This is a genomic window from Salegentibacter tibetensis, from assembly GCF_020164485.1.
Classification (GTDB): Bacteria; Bacteroidota; Bacteroidia; order Flavobacteriales; family Flavobacteriaceae; genus Salegentibacter; species Salegentibacter tibetensis.
On sequence record NZ_JAIQZA010000051.1, the window covers coordinates 1 to 16,345 of the forward strand.

Annotated in this window: 17 protein-coding genes; 11 read left to right on the plus strand and 6 right to left on the minus strand. The window is 37.8% G+C overall.

The window, feature by feature from the left end:
• Nucleotides 1-226: 226 nt before the first annotated feature.
• On the minus strand, nucleotides 227-673 hold the full coding sequence (locus tag LB467_RS17555) for an SRPBCC domain-containing protein (RefSeq protein WP_224475355.1): 447 nt from the start codon (nucleotides 671-673) through the stop codon (nucleotides 227-229).
• A gap of 179 nt (nucleotides 674-852) precedes the next feature.
• Between LB467_RS17555 and LB467_RS17560 the strand changes: the two genes are divergently transcribed.
• Both LB467_RS17560 and LB467_RS17565 read left to right on the plus strand, forming a co-directional pair.
• Nucleotides 853-1,104, plus strand: a complete 252-nt coding sequence (locus LB467_RS17560) for a DUF6364 family protein (protein ID WP_224475356.1) — start codon at nucleotides 853-855, stop codon at nucleotides 1,102-1,104.
• A gap of 133 nt (nucleotides 1,105-1,237) precedes the next feature.
• The gene (locus LB467_RS17565; protein ID WP_394371826.1) at nucleotides 1,238-1,516 is read left to right on the plus strand and encodes a PIN domain-containing protein; all 279 of its coding nucleotides are present in this window, start codon (nucleotides 1,238-1,240) and stop codon (nucleotides 1,514-1,516) included.
• 112 nt (nucleotides 1,517-1,628) lie between these two features.
• Here the strand turns inward: LB467_RS17565 and LB467_RS17570 are convergent, their stop codons facing one another.
• Together LB467_RS17570 and LB467_RS17575 are read right to left on the minus strand one after the other, a co-directional pair.
• Entirely contained in the window at nucleotides 1,629-3,782 is a 2,154-nt protein-coding gene (locus tag LB467_RS17570) for a xanthine dehydrogenase family protein molybdopterin-binding subunit (protein WP_224475358.1), read from the minus strand.
• Complete coding sequence (locus LB467_RS17575; RefSeq protein ID WP_224475359.1) at nucleotides 3,779-4,252, minus strand: (2Fe-2S)-binding protein; 474 nt, start codon at nucleotides 4,250-4,252, stop codon at nucleotides 3,779-3,781. Before LB467_RS17575 ends, LB467_RS17570 begins: the two co-directional genes overlap by 4 nt.
• Nucleotides 4,253-4,421: 169 nt before the next feature.
• Between LB467_RS17575 and LB467_RS17580 the strand changes: the two genes are divergently transcribed.
• On the plus strand, nucleotides 4,422-5,891 hold the full coding sequence (locus tag LB467_RS17580) for an SLC13 family permease (protein WP_224475360.1): 1,470 nt from the start codon (nucleotides 4,422-4,424) through the stop codon (nucleotides 5,889-5,891).
• 100 nt (nucleotides 5,892-5,991) lie between these two features.
• Here LB467_RS17580 and LB467_RS17585 read toward each other — a convergent pair whose 3' ends face one another.
• Together LB467_RS17585 and LB467_RS17590 are read right to left on the minus strand one after the other, a co-directional pair.
• Nucleotides 5,992-6,753, minus strand: a complete 762-nt coding sequence (locus tag LB467_RS17585; protein ID WP_224475361.1) for a hypothetical protein — start codon at nucleotides 6,751-6,753, stop codon at nucleotides 5,992-5,994.
• Nucleotides 6,754-6,930: 177 nt separating this feature from the next.
• Nucleotides 6,931-7,962: a helix-turn-helix domain-containing protein gene (locus LB467_RS17590; RefSeq protein WP_224475362.1), complete on the minus strand. Its 1,032-nt coding sequence runs from the start codon at nucleotides 7,960-7,962 to the stop codon at nucleotides 6,931-6,933.
• A gap of 717 nt (nucleotides 7,963-8,679) precedes the next feature.
• Between LB467_RS17590 and LB467_RS17595 the strand changes: the two genes are divergently transcribed.
• From LB467_RS17595 to LB467_RS17625, 7 genes are all read left to right on the plus strand, one after another.
• Nucleotides 8,680-9,015, plus strand: coding sequence for an arsenosugar biosynthesis-associated peroxidase-like protein (locus tag LB467_RS17595; protein ID WP_224475363.1), 336 nt, complete (start codon nucleotides 8,680-8,682; stop codon nucleotides 9,013-9,015).
• A gap of 66 nt (nucleotides 9,016-9,081) precedes the next feature.
• Nucleotides 9,082-10,140: an arsenosugar biosynthesis radical SAM (seleno)protein ArsS gene (gene arsS / locus LB467_RS17600; RefSeq protein WP_224475364.1), complete on the plus strand. Its 1,059-nt coding sequence runs from the start codon at nucleotides 9,082-9,084 to the stop codon at nucleotides 10,138-10,140.
• 23 nt (nucleotides 10,141-10,163) lie between these two features.
• Nucleotides 10,164-10,808, plus strand: coding sequence for a TIGR04282 family arsenosugar biosynthesis glycosyltransferase (locus LB467_RS17605; RefSeq protein WP_224475365.1), 645 nt, complete (start codon nucleotides 10,164-10,166; stop codon nucleotides 10,806-10,808).
• Between the two features lie 92 nt (nucleotides 10,809-10,900).
• On the plus strand, nucleotides 10,901-11,713 hold the full coding sequence (locus LB467_RS17610) for a purine-nucleoside phosphorylase (protein WP_224475370.1): 813 nt from the start codon (nucleotides 10,901-10,903) through the stop codon (nucleotides 11,711-11,713).
• Nucleotides 11,714-11,716: 3 nt separating this feature from the next.
• Complete coding sequence (arsM, locus tag LB467_RS17615) at nucleotides 11,717-12,685, plus strand: arsenosugar biosynthesis arsenite methyltransferase ArsM (protein WP_224475366.1); 969 nt, start codon at nucleotides 11,717-11,719, stop codon at nucleotides 12,683-12,685.
• Nucleotides 12,686-12,741: 56 nt separating this feature from the next.
• A complete protein-coding gene (locus LB467_RS17620) occupies nucleotides 12,742-13,539 on the plus strand; it encodes a DUF547 domain-containing protein (protein ID WP_224475371.1) in 798 nt (265 codons plus the stop codon).
• A gap of 12 nt (nucleotides 13,540-13,551) precedes the next feature.
• Nucleotides 13,552-14,238 carry a TIGR04283 family arsenosugar biosynthesis glycosyltransferase gene (locus LB467_RS17625; RefSeq protein ID WP_224475367.1) on the plus strand — a complete coding sequence of 229 codons (687 nt, stop codon included), beginning with the start codon at nucleotides 13,552-13,554 and terminating at the stop codon, nucleotides 14,236-14,238.
• On the opposite strand, the gene LB467_RS17630 is transcribed toward LB467_RS17625, so the two are convergent.
• Nucleotides 14,228-15,304 (minus strand): glycoside hydrolase family 113, encoded by a 1,077-nt coding sequence (locus LB467_RS17630; protein WP_224475368.1) that lies wholly within the window; start codon nucleotides 15,302-15,304, stop codon nucleotides 14,228-14,230. The genes LB467_RS17625 and LB467_RS17630 overlap by 11 nt on opposite strands.
• Nucleotides 15,305-15,371: 67 nt before the next feature.
• Between LB467_RS17630 and LB467_RS17635 the strand changes: the two genes are divergently transcribed.
• Nucleotides 15,372-16,345: NAD(P)/FAD-dependent oxidoreductase (locus LB467_RS17635; protein WP_224475369.1), on the plus strand; the 974-nt coding region annotated here is incomplete at its 3' end.

A 16,345-nucleotide genomic window follows, 5' to 3' on the forward strand; every position in this document is an offset into this window, starting at 1 on the left:
AGAGGGAATTAAAGCTTATCAGGAAAAAATACTGCTTAATAAGCAAAAAAGCTTGTTCAAAATGGCAAAAGAAATGGACATGGTAATCAGCTATAAAACAGCAACTTAAAAAATACGTCAATGGTAACTTGTTTCAGCTTCTAATATGATATCAGTTCTAATCATGTTAGATCTCCGAAATAAATTTGGAGCAAGCTCTGAACCAAGTTCAGGATGACAAATATTTCTACTCCTTCATAAAATCAAACCCACCTTTTCTTAGGTTGATACCGTGTTCGAGGTAAGCTTTTAAACAGGCCAGGAAATTGGCCCAACCTTCGGTATTTCCGCCAAACCACTGGATTCCCATATCATCGGCCGCCATTTTTCCTTCAGTGACTTTTACTAAGGTGGTTCTTCCTGGCATTTCGGCAAGGCTAATTTCTACCTTAAGGTTTTGACCTGCAGCACCCTCCCATTCAAAAGAAATCAATTTATTCGGAATTAATTTTAGCACTTTTACCGGCACATATTCATCAAATTCGGGAAATTTCCAGCTAACTGTTTTCCCCTCGTCCATCATCCCCGACCCTTCAGAAATAAAATAATGTTTCATTTGCTCAGGATCTATTATCGCATTATAAACCTCAGCTTTTGGCTTTGCAATTTGTAAAGCGGTTTTTATTTCCAGCATTTCCATAGTCGAAAATTTATTTAAATATAAACAGAAATTTCAAACCTCACAGTCCCGATAGTTACGGGATGAAACCTGTGAGATTTAACTTTTGACACCTAAACGTGTTTTTAATAAAAAATAAGCACGTGTAACATTTTCTTGGTATTTCTGTATATAGAACATTGAAAATGTGCGCAATGAACATAAAACTGACATTAACAATAGAGCAGGAAGTTGTTAATCGGGCAAAAAAATTTGCGAAAGATCAAAATCGCAGTTTATCTGATATCATTGAGAACTACTTAAAGCTACTTACTAAAGAGGAACAAAAAGAAATTAAAGGTTTACATCCCACAGTTGCCTCCCTTAAAGGTTCTTTCAAAATGCCAAAAAAGGACTTGGATTATAAAAAAGAGCTCAGAAACCGCTTGGAGGAAAAATATTTATAATGGATCAAATTCTAATTGACACTGATGTGATTTTGGATTTCTTTTTTGATCGTGAGCCTTTTTCCCAATTTGCAACCGAATTTTTAATTTATGTGAAGAAAAGAAGATCCAGGGTTTTACAAGTCCGGTAGTAATTTGCAATGTTTATTATTTACTAAGAAAAGCAGCAAAACACGAGATTATAATTGAAAAAATAAAGCAGCTTTTAAACATCATTGCTATAGTAGAAATGGATCAAAAAGTTGTGCTAAATGCGCTCAACTCTAACCTTAAAGACTTTGAAGATGCACTGCAAAATTTTTCGGCGATTGAACATAAGGAAATCACTATTATTCTTACCAGAAATATAAAAGATTATAAACGCAGTGATTTGTCCGTATTTACTCCTGAAACTTATTTGAAAGGAAGGTAATAAAAATCAAGGAACTCGGCGCAAGCCAACGAGATGTGAATCGGAGAAAATCTCAAAATTGGAGACTTGCCACTAGAAATTAAACCCTCAATGAGGAATTAAAAACTAAACTTTAAACCGAAACATTTTTATTAACCGGCAAAAACGCAACCTGCTTTCCGGTAGCACGGTAAACTGCATTTAAAATTGCAGCTGCAGAAGGCCCCTGAGCAGCTTCCCCCGCTCCAAGCGCATCTTCATCTGGCCGGTCTATAACTTCTACGTGAACAAAAGGAATATCTGCAAATCTAAAAATAGGATAAGACTCCCAATTGGTGCTGCTTACGTGGGTTTGATCAAATTTAACCGCCTCCTGCAAGGTCCAGCTAGCCGATTGGATCATGCCGCCTTCGGTTTGGTTCTTCAAACCATCGGGATTAATAATCTCACCACTATCTATAGCGCCCCACATTTCTTTAACTGAAACCTTAGCATTTTCGACACTAACCTTTGCAGCTACCGCAAAATAAGAAGCAGAATTTTTATAACGGGAAAAAGCAAAACCAAGGCCTTCACTCTCCAAAAGTTCAACCCCAAGTGTCATTTCTTTTACTTTCTTGAGCACGTCTTTAGCCCGCTGATCTTCTAAATGCTTCAGCCTAAAAGCTACAGGATCTTCGCCTGCTTTATCGGCAAGCCTGTCCATAAAATTCTCAATAGCCAGAATATTGGAATAGGCCCCCAAACTACGCAAAGCCGAAACCCTTAAAGGTCCTTTAAAATAATGTGCATCAATTTTTTGATTGGGAATTTTATAATACGGTTCTGAATTTCTATAAGCGCCACCAAAATAGCCTTTTGGCCGTTTAGCGGTAGTCCCGTTATAGAAGCTTGACGGCAACAAATTTTGTTTATCTCCACCCGGCCTGGTACTATGTGTATCTGACCATACATTATATTTCCAATTCTCAATTTTGCCATTGGTACCCAGGCTACCTTCCATTTCCATAACCATAGCGCTGCCATAAGGCTCCCAGGCATGTTCATCTGCACGGGTCCATTGTAACTTAATGTACTTTTCAGGATTTTCTACCGCGAGAATTGCAGCTTCAGCAGCTACATCATCGGCGGCATTATGCCCGTAACATCCCGAGCCGGGAACACCGGTAATTTTAATATTTTCTTCATTTAAATTCAGTAAATCGGCCAGGGTTTTTCTTAAAGGATAAACGCCCTGGGTATGAGACCAAATTTCAAGCTTTTCCTCTTTAAAAATCGCTATCGCACATGATGGACCAACAGCAGCGTGCATCACATAAGGCTTAAAATATTTTGCGGAAATTGAATTATTTTTAAAAGCTACGTTCCCTTTGTTTACAACATTCTCGGTTTCTTTACTCAGATTTTTTAAATATTCTGCAGAAAATTCTTCTACCGGAAGTTCCGTTTCTGTATCCCATTTACAATCGCGTTCCAGGAAGATTTTCGCTTTTTCTGCCTGATATTCGTCTTCGGAAATCACCCCGATAAAATCTTTTACTTTTATAATTTTAACGTCTAATTTTTCGGCATTTTCTTTATTGAATTCAGTAAGCTTTGCATCATAAGCAGCCGCGCGCACAACCCTGGCGTACAACATTCCCGGAAACCGAAGATCCTGTACATACATAGGAAGCCCTCGTACCATTTCCCCAATATCCTTTCTTGCTACAGGGGTTCCCACCACCTCATAATCTTCTTTTGATTTAGTTTGAATATTTTCGGGGACTACTTCTTCAATTTGTACTCCATCCAAAATATTAAAGAAACTGGCTCTAAAATCTCCGTCTTTTGAAAGAACCATTCCGTCCTTTAAATATAAATTTTCAGCTTTAATTTCATATTTCTCTGCAGTTCGCGCAATGAGAATAGCAGCTGCGGCTGCGGCAGCTTTTCTAACTGACATGGCACTCCGCGCTACCGACTGGCTCCCGGCGGTATAACCTTCATTTGGCGTAGTAGAAGTTTCTGCAAGTTTTACTTCTATAAAATCTACATTCATATTTAATTCTTCTGCAGCTACCTGTGCAATAGCAATACGAATCCCCTGGCCTAATTCCATTTTTCCTGAAAACACCCTTACCCGCCCATCATCCAAAATTTGTAGCCAGTCTGTAATCCTCGATTGTTGCGTTACCCCTTGAGAAGACTGTTCGTTAACCGATATCCACGCGAGGTTGGGCACCAAACTAAAACCAATCGCTACGTAACTGGTATTTTTTATAAAATTCCTCCTGGTAGTTTTCATAATTGTTTAGATTTTGCTGCAGTTTTTATTGCCTTAATAATCCTGGTATGAGTGCCGCACCTGCATAAAACCCTTTTTAGTTTTTCGTTTATTGCCTCCCGATTGGGATTGGAATTTTCCTGCAATAGCCAGGCTCCCGAAATTAGCATGCCGTTTAAACAAAAGCCACATTGAGCCGCCTGTTCTTCCACGAAAGCTTCTTGCAAAGGATGCAATTCTCCATTTTCTGAAATAAGACCTTCCAGTGTAGTGATCTCCTTATTCACCACTTCTGAAACCGGGATTTTGCAACTGGGATCTGCTTTACCATCCATTAATACCATACAGGCGCCGCACTGCTCGAGCCCACAACCATATTTAGGCCCATTGAGCTCCAATTGATTTCGGAGGACATATAGCAAGGGGGTATCTGGCTCTACCTGGACATGATATTCTTTTCCGTTAACTTTAAGGCTTATATCTTCTTTCATAATACTTTAATTAAGACACAATGAAATTAAATATAGGCAAATCCTTAGGCTAAATAAAAAATGACTGCTGAGTAAATAATTTTTTAACAGAATAATCTCTTCCTTTATTTCTAAAAATCAGCTTTAATAATTTTAATATCTTGGCAGGGTTCCCGTTTAAAATTTTAGAATGAACAAATTCATCAGAGCTCTAGTTTTAATAGCAGGCCCGCTAACCTTTTTTATACTTCAAACAATAGGTGCACCCCAAACTATGCCCCCGGCCGCTTTTGATATTTTATGTATTACAATTTGGATGGCGCTGTGGTGGGTTACCGAGGTAATCCCTATCTCGGTTACAGCTTTAATACCAATTGTAATGTTTCCATTAACCGGTGCCCTGGATATTGAAACCACTACTGCTGCTTTTGGCCATAAATATGTGTTTTTATACCTGGGTGGATTTGTTTTAGCTGTAGCCATAGAAAAATGGGATTTACACCGAAGGATCGCCTTAAATATCATCAACTTAATTGGAAGCAAAATAAAGTTCATCATCCTGGGCTTTATGATCGCCACTGCATTCCTTTCTATGTGGATTTCAAACACCGCAACTTCTGTGATGATGTTACCTATTGGCACCGCGATAATAAGTCAGTTAAAAAACAATCCTTTTAGCGATGAAAATGAACCTGCGGTTTTTGGAAAAGCTCTAATGCTGGCTATTGCATACAGCGCATCTATTGGCGGAATTGGCACCTTGATAGGGACACCACCAAACCTGGTTTTTGCCGGGATAGTATCTGAACTATACGGGATAGAGATTAGTTTTATGAAATGGGCACTCTTAGGAGTTCCTATTTCAATTTTCTTGCTTTTTATCTGTTGGAAATACCTCACCAGTATGGCTTTTAATTTTGATAAAGCCGAATTTCCCGGCGGTAAGACCGAAATCAATATTTTACTGAAATCATTAGGAAAAATAAGTAAGCAGGAAAAAAGGGTTCTCATCATATTTATTACCACCGCTTTTCTGTGGATTACTCGATCATTTTTAGTCCAACCCTATCTTCCTTTTATAGACGACACCATTATTGCCATTATAGCGGCAATCGCACTTTTTATTGTTCCCTCGGGAAAGGAGACAAAACCTTTATTGAATTGGGAAGAGGCGGTTAAAATTCCGTGGGGAATTATTTTGCTTTTTGGAGGTGGAATGGCGCTTGCAAAAGGTTTCAGCGATACCGGACTCGCAGTTTGGATAGGTGAACAACTTACCTATTTACAAAATTTGCCATTGTTTTTATTGGTACTTATTCTTGTAGCTGCAGTTAATTTTCTTACTGAGGTTACTTCAAATCTCGCCACCACGGCGATGTTGCTACCTATTTTAGCGCCAATGGCATTAGCGATGGGGCTTCATCCTTATTTATTGTTGATAAGTGCTACACTGGCTGCTTCCTGTGCCTTTATGCTACCGGTTGCGACCCCACCAAATGCCGTTGTTTTTGGCTCAGGTTATTTAAAAATCCCTGATATGATAAAAACCGGACTCTGGATGAACCTGGCCTCGATTCTATTAATAAGTTTACTGGTGTATTTTTTACTACCCACAATTTGGGGCTTTAAAGTGAATGAGATTCCCGGGATTTTTAGATAAGAGAGGTTGCGACAATAAAACAACCAGTAGAAAGCCAATAAAAAAGCCTTCCTAAAATTGCTTTTAGGAAGGCCTTAATGATTTAAGTGAAAATCAAAATCTAGCTACAAGCTTGCTCTATATTTGAAAGCTCACCTTTCTTTGAAACATCATTTACTTTGAAATCGGTCCAAAGATTGGCATTAGGCTGACCAACACCATTACAATCAGTTTCTAAACTTACTGTGAATGAATATTCTTCACAGGCTTCCAGATCCATAGTGGTTTGCTTGGTTACGCCGCTATCACTCCAGTCGTTTAATCCCTCAACAACACCCTGCGGAAAGGTAAATACGAGCTTAGAAGCAGCTATATCCTCTTCAGGGATATAGGTAAAGGTGTAGGTGCCATTATCATTTTCGGTATAGGAAAACGATTCTTCGCAGTCTGAACAATCAACAACATCTAGGCTTACAAAATGATTTGGACCACCTCCTGAGCCAGTAAAATTCGCCCTGAAACTATAGGTGCCTTCTTCAAAAAGCGCTTCTTTATAGGTGAATTCTTCCGGGCCGCTACCTGAATAGGTTAAGTCTGCAAAAGGCTCCCATTCTCCAGATCCTGGTGAAGTTTCAATTTGAAGTTTAATATCTGTATCTTGCTCTTTAGAGCCATTTCCATTTAATTTTTGAGGGAATTCAAATACAAATACCGGAGCTTCCCCGTAACAAATTTCAGAATACTTTAAACTCATAGATTGTTCAGTCTCCTGGAGTTTGATTTTTCCATCTGCTGTTAAAAGGTTTTCAGTAGAATCTATTGGTTCTACACTACATCCTATAATTCCCGCCCCAAGAATTATTAAGTAAACAAATTTTTTCATAATAATAAGAATTTAAGATTAATTATCTGAAATTATGAAAAACAAGGGCTTACACTTATAGGATTATCTAAATATTCGTTATAAAAGATAATTTAAACGACCAGATACTTTTTTAAGGAAAATAATTTCAATAATCTTATTTGTTAACACCTTAGTATAGATGTATTTAAGAAGAATTTATTGTTCAGTTTCATCTACCTTCTTCCTTGTCTTTAAAAAATACTTCGGATTTACCCCGTATTTCTCTTTAAATATTTTAGAAAAGTAACTTCTATTATTTAGACCTATGGCAATTACTATTTCAGAAATATTTTTTTCTGAAGTCATTAGCATTTCTTTGGCAGCTTCCAGTTTTTTATGCTGCATATATTTATTTACGGTAAGATCGTAAACATATTTAAAGCCTTCCTGAAGCTTATTTACATTTGTACCAGCCTCTTTAGCAAGTGCTTCCACAGTTAAATTACTTCCTAAATCTCCCTGAATTCTTTTTACTACGTAATCTACTTTCTCAACATCAGACTGTCTCAATATCTGCGGAAGTTTATCTCCAGATTCATCATCCTCGTATTGGGATATTTGGATAACGAGCATTTGAAAAGTCTTAGCTTCCAAATATAACGAACGCAAGAACCCGGTAAATTCCTTGGTATTAATCTCGTTCATCACATCAGCGGCTTTGATACTATAATTACCCTGATAGAAAAATTGTGTTTCAGCAACCGCATCCTGAAACAATCCTTTTAAAGTAGGATCAAGATCTTTAAAGTCATAATTTCTTCGATGTGCAAAAACCGATCGTATTATTTCCAAACTTGAAACATGAGTGGGCTCATTAGCTTTAAAGAAAAGCACATGGCCATTATAACCACTGCTGGATACGATAATATTTTGGTAAGACTTAATTTCGTTTACCTTCTCAGTATCCTGAAAAGAATGTCCCAGGGTTCCGGCTGAGCAAAAAATGAATTTAAGCGGGTGTACCGTATTGAGCGCAAAATGAATTTCTACATCTTCACGGAACGTGCAGTTATAGGTAATATATCCAATTCCGGAATCCAAACTAATTCCTCTAATAAATCCTTCGCCAACATCTTTCGGCAATTCTAAGGTATATTCTCCACTTCCATTTTCAACCGGAGCATTAAGGTTTTCAGAAATATCTTGAATAATTTCATCTACCGGTAAGGTCTTTACGTTTATCCTCATAAATAAAATACTTAGGGAATCCTCTGTAATTAAGGTGTTTAAACTTAAAATTAGTTTATTTTGTAAATAACATTATAATTAACATTCGTTAATTCAATGTAAAGTTAAAATAAGCAACAAACATACCATTATACCCGATTAATAATTCTGCTTTAAGCTAATGTTAATATGAATAACGTTAATCACTATGATCTTAAAAGAGGCTTTAAAATACTCGATTGCGATTAAAATCACACTATAAACCGTAACTTTTGTTGTAAAAGTGGCAAGCAAAACAAATTAACAGTCAGATATTTACATATTATTAATCGCGTCCTCGCCTCCCCTGGCCGGGCACCTCTATATCAGTATACTATGGATGTTATTTTTCTTCTATTGGGCCTTGAAGTTTTGGCAATAATAATCCTTTCTGCATTTTTTGTAAAAAAAATAATCGAAACACTGAGAAAGAGATAGGGATTTGAAAGATTCTTATTTCTGCTTTTCAATTTACTGTATTGAAAACCTCTATAATCAAGAACCTCGGGGCAAGCCCACGAGATATGAATTGGAAAACTATTTTATAATTTCGAGGCAAGCCTCGGGGAACCTGCCCGAAATAAATTCCATTCAGGCGGGTTAAACCCTCAATGAGGGATTAAACCAAACAATCATTGGGTAAGTAAGTTTTAATGAATATTTTAGACAAAAATTGTATTAATCAAATTTGTCACTATTATGCCCAAGACTTACTACAATCCAGACGATCTTCGAAAATTTGGTGAAATCACCGAATGGAGCGAAGAATTAGGAAATAAATTTTTTGACTACTACGGAAAAGTTTTCGAAGAAGGTGCCCTTTCTGCCAGGGAAAAATCGCTTATAGCCCTTGCCGTTTCTCACGTTGTTAAATGCCCTTATTGCATTGATGCCTATACTAAAGATGGTTTACAAAGAGGAATTACTAAAGAAGAAATGATGGAAGCCGTACACGCCGGTGCCGCCATTGAAAGTGGAGCAACTCTTGTTCACGGAGTACAAATGATGAATAAATATGATAAATTAAGCATGTAAGAATATATCTGACTGCTTAATTCTACAAATCATTTTTCCTAAAACAACACAAAAAGTAACTTTTGCATGGCTTTATTAAAATCCTTATCGGCTAGAAAAAACGATCTTTCAAAACCCGAAAACCAACTTGCATTTTTAAGTAACGGAATTTTTCGAGAGGGGGGACTTCCCCTTTTCAAAGATAAGATTGCCGAAAGCGGTAATTACCCGTTAAAGCCCAAAACACTGGAAATTCTTCAGCTTAATCTAGGATATATGTGCAACCAGGTTTGCTCTCATTGTCATGTAGACGCCGGTCCAGACCGTAAAGAGATCATGACCCAAGAAACCATGCAGCAATGCCTGGAGGTGATTAAAACTACAAAAGCGCATACCTTAGACCTTACCGGCGGAGCACCAGAGATGAACCCTAATTTTAGATGGTTTGTAGAAGAAGCATCAAAAGCCGGGATCAAAGATTTTATAGTTCGCTCTAACCTTACTATTATACTGGCCAATAAAAAATATCACGATCTTCCGGAATTTTTCAAAAAATACAATGTACACGTAGTTTCATCCCTTCCGTTTTATAAAAGGGAAAAAACCGATAAGCAACGTGGCAGCGGCGTTTTTGATAAATCTATAAAAGCTTTGCAAATGCTTAATAAAGTAGGGTACGCACAGCCCGGAACAAATTTAAAACTCGATCTGGCCTATAATCCTGCCGGCGCATTTCTGCCCACCAACCAGGAAGCGATGGAACATGATTTTAAAACAGCATTAAAAGAAGATTTTGATATAGATTTCAATCAACTTTTCGCAATTACCAACTTACCAATTAGTCGGTTTCTCGAGTATTTAATCGCTTCGGAAAACTATGAAGATTATATGTACGAACTGGTAAACGCCTACAATCCAGAAGCGGTTAAAAACGTGATGTGCACCAATACTATTTCAATAAGCTGGGACGGTTGGCTTTACGATTGCGACTTTAACCAGATGCTGGATCTAAAAGTAGCCTCGACTGTAAAGCATATTAGTGATTATAACGAAGAGCTTTTAAACAATCGTAACATTCTTATTTCCCAGCACTGCTATGGCTGTACCGCAGGTGCGGGCAGTAGTTGCCAGGGTTCTACCGCTTAATTTTCTGCTAAAAACTTCAAGTTTTGATATCTAAAACGACTGATGCTTTATTAATGATTTTCACCAAAAACCCCGAATTAGGGAAGGTGAAAACCCGTTTGGCAAATTCTGTGGGAGATAAGGTGGCACTTAATATTTACAAATTCCTGCTTTCGCATACAGTTTCAGTCACTAAAAACCTTGAAATAGATAAAAGGGTATATTATTCTGAAGAAATCCCGGAAAACGATCTTTGGCCTTCAGCATCATTCAGTAAAAAATTACAGCGTGGAGGAAATTTAGGCGAAAAAATGGAAAATGCATTTCAGGAAGCCTTCAACAGCAATTATAAAAGAGTAATTATTATTGGTAGTGATTTGCTCAATTTAGCGCAACAAGATCTGGAAAATGCCTTCCTAGAGTTAGGAAAGAATGATGTGGTAATAGGCCCCGCAAAAGATGGCGGCTATTATTTATTAGGAATGAAATCCTTAAATTCGGATGTCTTTAAAAACAAAGCCTGGAGCACGTCATCTGTCCTATCGGACACCCTAAAAGATTTTGAAGGAAAAAAAATAAAAATCCTGGAAACCCGGAACGATATAGATGAAATTCAGGATATTGAAGAAGACAGCATTTTAAAAAAATTCATAGAATCAAGAATCTTCAGGCAATCCCAGAAGGAATGAACCGGAAAACTATTCTATAATTTCGAGGCAAGCCCGCCTGAATGATTCGGGCAGTCCTCGGACAAAATAAATCCTCAATGAGGGATCAAATTATGATAAAAGAATTAAACGAAACTACAGATTACCTTATTTCAAAAGGTTTCGACAAACCTGAAATTGGGATTATTTTAGGCACCGGCCTTGGCAATCTTGTAAACGATATAGCTATTGAAGCCGAAGTTAGCTATAACCATATTCCTTACTTTCCCTCAGCAACCGTAGAGTTTCATAAGGGAAAACTCATTTTTGGAACATTAGAAGGCAAAAAAGTAATGGTGATGCAGGGACGCTTTCATTATTACGAAGGTTACAGCCTTAGCGAAGTAACTTACCCGGTAAGGGTCATGGAAAAACTAGGCGTAAAAAGATTACTGGTAAGTAATGCTTCCGGATCCATAAACCTCGATTATAAAAAAGGGGAATTAATGCTTATTGACGATCATATTAATCTACTGGGAGATTCTCCTCTGGCCCTTCACGGTGTAGAGAAATTAGGCGAACGTTTTGTGGACATGAGTCGGCCTTATGACGCTGAAATGAATAAAATCCTGCAGGAATCGGCAAAAAAGAACAATATTATTTTACATAAAGGTGTCTATGCTTCGGTACTGGGCCCTCAGCTGGAAACCCGGGCAGAGTACAGAATGCTTAAGATTTTCGGGGCCGATGCCGTGGGAATGAGCACCGTGCCAGAGGTAATTGTGGCTAATCAATTAAAACTTCCGGTTTCGGCTATTTCAGTAATTACAGATGAAGGCGACCCCGATAACCTGGAGCCGGTAGATATCAGTGAAATTATCGCGATGGCCGCAAAAGCAGAACCAGATATGGTGAAATTATTTAAAAAATTAATTCAGGAAATATAGGATATGAGCTATTTGGAAATTACTAAAGACGTATATCGCGAAGCCGCCATGACACCAGATATTGGCTTATGTTGTACCACTAATCCTATCTGGGAGTTACCGGGTCTCAAGATTCCGGCGATAATGCAGGAAATGAACTACGGCTGCGGCACAACCGTTCATGCCCGGGATCTTACTAACAATCCCAGAACCCTATACGTTGGAGTTGGAGGCGGAATGGAGTTGCTCCAGTTCGCTTATTTCTCAAGGCAAAAATCGGGTGTTGTGGGAATAGATGTACTGGACGAAATGCTGGAAGCCTCACGAAAAAATTTCAAGGAAGCGGAAGCATTAAATCCCTGGTTTAAATCGGAATTTGTGGATCTAAAAAAAGGCGATGCAACCAATCTTCCCGTAGAAGATAATTCCATTGATGTAGCTGCTCAAAATTGTCTTTTTAATATTTTTAAAACTGAAGAGCTTACTAAAGCCCTGAAAGAAATGTATCGTGTACTTAAACCTCAAGGACGATTGGTGATGAGCGATCCTACCTGTGAACAGGAAATGAATGAGGATCTTCGGAATAATGACAGATTAAGGGCGCTTTGTTTAAGTGGAAGTTTATCAATTTCAGACTATATAAAAGCGCTGACAGATGTTGGTTTTGGGACCATTGAAATCAGGGCTCGCAAGCCATATCGTATCCTTGATCCAAAGAACTACCCTACCGAAGAACTTATCTATATAGAATCTATTGAAGTAGCAGCAATAAAAGATCCGATCCCTGAAGATGGTCCCTGTATTTTTACCGGAAAGGCAGCAATATATTATGGAGAAAAAGATTTTTTTGATGACGGAAAGGGTCATATCTTATTAAAGAATCAGCCGTTGGCTATTTGTGATAAAACCGCTGCGGCACTTGCTAACCTGAACAGGGAAGATATTTTTATAAGCGAATCTACCTACCATTATGATGGAGGAGGCTGCTGCTAAATTTCCATATTTTTGAAGCTAATTAAAAGATTCTTTTAATTTTAAAAACCTTAATGATGGGAAAGTTAATTCTGAATATCGGTTTTTTAATTACAGGGGCAGTAATGTTTGCTTCCTGCAATCTTATTTCCAGTGCTGGATTCAACAGTAAAGGTTTACCAACTCCAAATGTGGAAGATGATATGTCTTGGGTAGATTCCAAAGTTAAACTAGACCACGGCATTTGGGACCGGTTGCTTAAAAAACACGTGAAAGAAAATGGGATGGTGGATTATAAAGGTTTTAAAAATGACCGTGAGAAATTGGATAAATACCTTAAAAAACTTTCTGACCAAAAACCTGATAATACCTGGTCTACACAGGAATTACTGGCTTATTACATCAACTTATACAACGCCTATACCGTAGATCTTATTCTAAGGAACTATCCACTGGAAAGTATTAAGGATATCAGCGGACCATGGACTAAAGAATTTATTACTGTAGGGGATACAGAACTTTCCCTTGGCGCGATTGAAAACAGTATATTAAGAAAAATGAATGAACCCAGAATACATTTTGCGATCAACTGTGCCTCCATATCCTGCCCTAAGCTGAGAAGGGAAGCCTATACAGCTGATAAGATCGATAGACAACTCGAGGCAGCTACAAAAGAATTCATCAATTCAGATAATAATGAGATTTCTCAAAGTTCAGCTAAGCTTTCATCTATTTTCGACTGGTATAGAAAAGATTATACTGAAGGTGGTTTAAGTTTGATCGAATATGTGAACCAGTATTCCAACACCAGGATCAATCCAAAGGCCAAAATCACTTACAAAGAATATGACTGGGGCTTAAATGATGTGAAATAATTTTCCATACTCATGGTCAGTATTATAATCCCTGTATATAACGAAGAATTAATACTTCCAGATCTTTTAAAATATCTAAAAAAAGTTTCTTCTAATTATATTTCAGAAATCATTATAGTTGATGGAGGTAGTATTGACAATACCTTTGAGATGCTCCAGGACTTTCCAGAAGTGAAGATTATTGATTCGCCAAAGGGGCGCGCGGTCCAGATGAATACCGGTGCCCGGAAAGCCAGATCGAAAATCCTTTATTTTTTGCATGCCGATAGTTTTCCCCCTGAAAATTTTGATCGTTTAATTTATGAAGAGGTTAAAAAAGGAAATAAAGCCGGCTGTTTTCAGATGAAATTTGATAAAAATCATTGGTGGCTTAATCTCCTGGGATGGCTTACAAAACTGAATCATATTTCATGCAGGGGTGGGGACCAGTCTTTATTTGTAGAGAAGAAACTTTTTGAGGAGATTGGAGGTTTTGATGAATCTTTTATAATCTATGAAGACAACGAGATTATCAAAAGATTATATGATAAGAAGCAGTTTGTAGTGATCAAACGATGGGTCACCACTTCCGCCAGATTATACGAACAAATGGGAGTCTGGAAAACGCAGAAATTATTTCTTGAGATTTACTGGAAACGAAGGTTTGGCGCTTCCCCGGCAGAGCTCTATAGTCACTATTATGAGCAGATTAGTTCCTGAACTTTCCGTAATGATCCTGAACCACATTTTTTGCCGGCTTATTTTGAGGAGTGAACCGGTCACTTTCAATTCCACCCGCATTTTCATTTTGATGCCATTTCCATAAAAAGCCACCGACAAACCAGTTTTCGTCCCAGAATTCTTCATATAAAACCTGGAGAGCCCTTGCCTGCAGATTATGGTTTAAAATAAAATTACCTCGCTTTGATAGCCAGGGTTCTTTAAGCGCATAATCCATACTTCGGTAACCATACTCAGTAAAGAGTATTGGTTTTTGAAACTCTAAAGACAGGTCTCTAAGCGTAGACTTATGTTTTTTCCAGCCAGATTTAATAGCCTCTTTAGAAGGTACAGCTTCACTGCTCAAGGGGAAATATGCATCAACTCCAACATAATCCAGGTCTTCCCAGATCATTATTTGATCTACCTTGTCCCAGTTTTCTGCGTACACCAATTTTCCGCTGTAATTTTTTCTGATTTCTAAAATGAGATCTTTCCAAAATTCAGGCCTGGTCACAACAAAATTATAAAGTTCAGTCCCTATACAGAAAATTTCAACTTTATGTTTTTCTGCGATGTGAACATACAGAAGAATATATTCTTTGTAAGAATCTTCAAATTTTCCCCAGTCCTCTTCCGAAGAAAAATTTATATCTCCCGTAAATTGGCCATTTCTTACCCAGAGGTGGGGCTTAAGCATAATTTGCAGATCTTTGCTTTGAAGCAAGAAAATAGCCTGTTCAATTCCTTCAACTCTTTCTCCAAACCACTGTCGGCTAGTATTGAAATAAAGACCGGGATTTTTTGTATCAGAGAGGAAAGCATAAGGCATTAGGGCTATAGCATTAGGGTTTACCTCCAGAATTCCTTTAATATTTTTTTCGGTAAGGCTGTCTCTTGAAGCTTCCAGGCTCAACCCATTTATCTTTTTGGCAGCAAATTCCAGCTTACCTGAACAGGCTGTTATAAAGAATATCAGGCAAATACATTTAAAAATTTTAATCATCTGAAATTTTCGGCTAATATTGAAGCTCATTTCTAAACCATTCCTTGTCATTCTGCCCATTTTCCGCGTAATTTACATAGAATGGCTCCGACAAAGTTAGAGCGCCTTTACAAAGTATGTAAATTTAATGGAACATATCATAATTATTGGAAATGGAATTGCCGGTATCACAGCTGCCAGGCATATTCGAAAAAAGTCTGATAAGAAAATCACCGTTATTTCAGACGAATCTGATTATTTTTTTTCCCGTACTGCCCTGATGTATGTGTATATGGGCCATATGAAATGGAACCACCTGAAACCTTACGAAGACTGGTTTTGGGAGAAAAACCGCATTGAATTAAAAAAAGCCCGGGTTGATAAAATAAATTTTGAAGAAAAAACACTTTACTTTTCTTCTGAAGAAACTTTGAATTACGATAAGCTGGTGCTGGCAACAGGATCCGTTTATAATAAATTTGGCTGGGAGGGTCAGGATCTAAAAGGTGTGCAGGGATTGGTTTCTAAACAGGATTTGGAATTGCTGGAAGAAAACACCCAAAACTGTAAAAAAGCGATAATTATTGGCGGCGGATTAATTGGCGTGGAGCTCGCCGAAATGCTTAAAACCCGAAATATTGAGGTTACTTTTCTAATTCGTGAAAAAGCTTTCTGGCATAATATGTTACCGATACAGGATGCAAAAATGATTTCTGAACATATAAAATCTCACGGGATAGACCTTCGGCACGAAACCGAACTTGATAAAATTATTGGCGATGAAAACGGAAGGGTAAAATCTATTATTACCAATTACGGGGATGAAATCGAATGCCAGCTTGTGGGGCTTTGCACCGGCGTTAGACCTAATATAGACTTTCTGGAAAATTCTGAGTTAGAAACCGACAAAGGAATTTTGGTAAATGAATTTTTACAAACCAACATTAAAGATGTTTACGCGATTGGCGATTGCGCACAGCTAAAGCAGCCTCCTACACATCGAAAACCTATTGAAGCCGTTTGGTATGCCGGGCGAATGATGGGCGAAACCCTAGCGCAAACCTTAACCGGAAATGAGAGGAAGTACAAACCGGGAAACTGGTTTAATTCGGCTAAATTCTT

Coding starts and splice junctions, on each gene's coding strand:
- LB467_RS17560 (WP_224475356.1), top strand. CDS start 853: ATGAACATAAAACTGACATTAACAATAGAGCAGGAAGTTGTTAATCGG.
- LB467_RS17580 (WP_224475360.1), top strand. CDS start 4,422: ATGAACAAATTCATCAGAGCTCTAGTTTTAATAGCAGGCCCGCTAACC.
- LB467_RS17585 (WP_224475361.1), bottom strand. CDS start 6,753: ATGAAAAAATTTGTTTACTTAATAATTCTTGGGGCGGGAATTATAGGA.
- LB467_RS17620 (WP_224475371.1), top strand. CDS start 12,742: ATGGGAAAGTTAATTCTGAATATCGGTTTTTTAATTACAGGGGCAGTA.
- LB467_RS17625 (WP_224475367.1), top strand. CDS start 13,552: ATGGTCAGTATTATAATCCCTGTATATAACGAAGAATTAATACTTCCA.
- LB467_RS17630 (WP_224475368.1), bottom strand. CDS start 15,304: ATGGGCAGAATGACAAGGAATGGTTTAGAAATGAGCTTCAATATTAGC.
- arsS (WP_224475364.1), top strand. CDS start 9,082: ATGGCTTTATTAAAATCCTTATCGGCTAGAAAAAACGATCTTTCAAAA.
- LB467_RS17570 (WP_224475358.1), bottom strand. CDS start 3,782: ATGAAAACTACCAGGAGGAATTTTATAAAAAATACCAGTTACGTAGCG.
- LB467_RS17590 (WP_224475362.1), bottom strand. CDS start 7,962: ATGAGGATAAACGTAAAGACCTTACCGGTAGATGAAATTATTCAAGAT.
- LB467_RS17610 (WP_224475370.1), top strand. CDS start 10,901: ATGATAAAAGAATTAAACGAAACTACAGATTACCTTATTTCAAAAGGT.
- arsM (WP_224475366.1), top strand. CDS start 11,717: ATGAGCTATTTGGAAATTACTAAAGACGTATATCGCGAAGCCGCCATG.
- LB467_RS17595 (WP_224475363.1), top strand. CDS start 8,680: ATGCCCAAGACTTACTACAATCCAGACGATCTTCGAAAATTTGGTGAA.
- LB467_RS17575 (WP_224475359.1), bottom strand. CDS start 4,252: ATGAAAGAAGATATAAGCCTTAAAGTTAACGGAAAAGAATATCATGTC.
- LB467_RS17555 (WP_224475355.1), bottom strand. CDS start 673: ATGCTGGAAATAAAAACCGCTTTACAAATTGCAAAGCCAAAAGCTGAG.